The sequence below is a fragment of the uncultured Microbulbifer sp. genome, from assembly GCF_947489355.1.
GTDB lineage: Bacteria > Pseudomonadota > Gammaproteobacteria > Pseudomonadales > Cellvibrionaceae > Microbulbifer.
Genome location: NZ_CANLDD010000127.1, coordinates 1 through 2,463, shown reverse-complemented (window position 1 = coordinate 2,463; position 2,463 = coordinate 1). Strand labels below are relative to the sequence as shown.

General features: G+C 45.3%; 4 protein-coding genes. All 4 read right to left on the bottom strand.

From position 1 onward, the window contains the following. Positions 1 to 94 precede the first annotated feature (94 nt). The 4 genes from Q1A48_RS20960 to Q1A48_RS20945 all read right to left on the bottom strand — a co-directional run bounded on the left by Q1A48_RS20960 (position 95) and on the right by Q1A48_RS20945 (position 2,209). Complete coding sequence (locus tag Q1A48_RS20960; RefSeq protein ID WP_299948757.1) at positions 95 to 688, bottom strand: DUF2971 domain-containing protein; 594 nt, start codon at positions 686 to 688, stop codon at positions 95 to 97. Positions 689 to 880: 192 nt separating this feature from the next. Next, positions 881 to 1,411, bottom strand: a complete 531-nt coding sequence (locus Q1A48_RS20955) for a hypothetical protein (protein ID WP_299948755.1) — start codon at positions 1,409 to 1,411, stop codon at positions 881 to 883. 141 nt (positions 1,412 to 1,552) lie between these two features. Next, on the bottom strand, positions 1,553 to 1,786 hold the full coding sequence (locus tag Q1A48_RS20950) for a hypothetical protein (protein ID WP_299948753.1): 234 nt from the start codon (positions 1,784 to 1,786) through the stop codon (positions 1,553 to 1,555). 123 nt (positions 1,787 to 1,909) lie between these two features. Beyond that, the gene (locus Q1A48_RS20945) at positions 1,910 to 2,209 is read right to left on the bottom strand and encodes a hypothetical protein (RefSeq protein ID WP_299948751.1); all 300 of its coding nucleotides are present in this window, start codon (positions 2,207 to 2,209) and stop codon (positions 1,910 to 1,912) included. Positions 2,210 to 2,463: the final 254 nt, after the last annotated feature.

The following is a 2,463-nucleotide window of genomic DNA, read 5'->3' as shown; positions in this document are numbered from 1 at the left end:
AAATAACCGCCCAAGGAAAACATTAGGTTTTGAAACACCAGAAGATTTAATGGATAATTACTTGGCGGCACAAGCCGTATAAATGGTATGCGCTTCAAGGTTGAATCCGCGACCTGTAATCGTAATCAAATAATCCCGTTTGGGCTGTAATTATTCGAATCTCATCTTCATGCTCCCAGCGTTTAGATTTTGTACCCAATAGTTTTTTTTGAAGAATATCTTGTTTTTCATCCATATAAAGAACATCTAGAGACGTTATCTCTGGTATTTCATCTTGATACTCAACGTTGACAGCAGGTTCACTTTGTATTTTGTATGCTTTGAGCTTTTCCAAATCATATTCGACACAAAATCCTCTGTGAGAATCAGCAGAATAGGCCCATAACAGCTCATCATTATAAGACTGACTCAAAGAGTATACCCCCCAAGACTTTGACTCTTCGATAAATCTGGCAACTAATTCAACGAAAGATAATTCTGATTTTTTGACAGTTTCATTGTATTTAAAACTCGGAAATAGTTGCAGAAACTTCCCAAACTCAAAACTCTTATCATGTACTTTTACTTTAGCTTCGAAAGGGTCATTTAATGACTCAATAGGTGCTGAGAAAAATTGGTTCTTAGAAAGAGATTTAAGGTCTCTTCTTAAAATTGAGTCTCCACCACCTCGATACTTAAATACTCTCATAGGCTTCCTTGTGCGTATAACATTTATATACTGATCACCATGGTCAATATCTCCCGAATCACTATCTCAGAACTTATCTATTACTTTCGAATAGCAGCATTGCTGACCTAAGACCACATAGCCGCCAACTATAACTACTTGGACATTTTCGTCAAATGACAAAATCCTTGCTCAGTTGAAAAAATTGGCTGGTCATGGGCCCACCCCCACAAAGCTGCGCACCATGGCCCCCTGGGAGGCGATAGCGATCTCACCTGAGTCCCAGCACTCGGCCAGGCGGCAGGCGATGTCGTGAAGCTCAGGCTCTCCGCACTCCGTGAGTTCCGCCGTATTGCGGCACAGCTTCAGCAGGAAGGCCTGGGCATAGTCTCGTGCGGTGATGCTCCCCTCTATAAACAAATTCATTTGAGTAGTGATGATCAGCAGCAGAAAGCGTCTACTGTGCTCCTCGGGACAGTTACCCAGACCACTGCTATCCGCCTCAGCGTGGCAGCGATAACAAAGGTGTGCAGCCATCGCATCGTGGGGCTTGATCCCCCGGCCCTTACCGTAGCTGTGACTGCGCTGACCCTGGTAGTGGGCGGCTACTGTGCTGCCCTCGTTATTGCCGCAGCGTACACAATCACGGCCTTTGGCCAGCCTCAGTAGTTTCGGGATGCGGGTGGGTTGTAGGTTCACTTTGTCTCCCTGGGTATCTCCGACCAGAACACTTAACCCTTCCATACGCCCGCCCTTCAGTAGCTCCAGGTTGTGGCCTGGGGAAGTAGCTTCCTCCAGGCGTAAAAAAACCGGCTCAGTGGCCGGCTTGTTTATTTAGGTGTAAATGTTGCAGCAAGCGCAACATATCCTTATTAGTTATGCCTTTTAGTAAATTGAGGTTGCAAGGTATGCGAGAAAATCCGAAAATTTCTTTGTTTCTGATCCCGGCGCCATGTCAGATGAAAATACCGCACACTGTCTAGATGCCAGCTCCAGAGTGTCTTTTAGACTGGTGGAAACAGATCTTTCAGGACCGTCACTGCTGCCTTCATAGTGCATGCTTTCATGCCCCTGCAACTCCTCGATTACTTTCTTGAAATCTACTGATGGTATATCCATTTCTCCCTCTCCTTAAGATGCATAGCGCCCAGCACACGGGCGGCGGAAATGAAGCGAAGCGCAATGTAGGCCGTCCTGCCCGGCGTTTTTTGCCGGGCTTACGTGCTGCTGTTTGTTATGCATTTAGCCTCTCCGCCAGTCTTTGATAATTGCAACAACTAGGGCCATGAAAATTCCTACAAAGAAATAGGCAATTCCATAGCCCACAACACCATCTACTTTTACTCCTTTGGCCTCCCAGTACCCATGGGTTTTAAGCTGGTATAACATGACAGAGGAGACAAAGCCACTAGCAAATAAGGCTAGAAACATATGCCGTAAATCGAAAAGCTTTTTCCCAAAGGCAAGCTCTCCCCATGAAGGGATCTCGGTTTTTTTATCGAGGCCTTTTCGACGCCATCTACGCTCTTTGAGGCTAGACATGGTTTTATGTATAACATTTAAATACTGATCATCATGGCCACTATTATCCTGATTACTGCCCAGGAATCAATTTTGCGCCGTTTACCCACAATCCGCATTAAAAACAGCCAGTTACATTGATTTGGTACAATGGTACAAAATACGATCATTCTCTCCAGAGTAAAAAACCGGCTCAGGGGCCGGTTTGGGTGGTTGGGTGTCTGGTAGAGACAGCAATCACAAAGTAGCTAATTTATAGCTCTAAAACGCAAAAG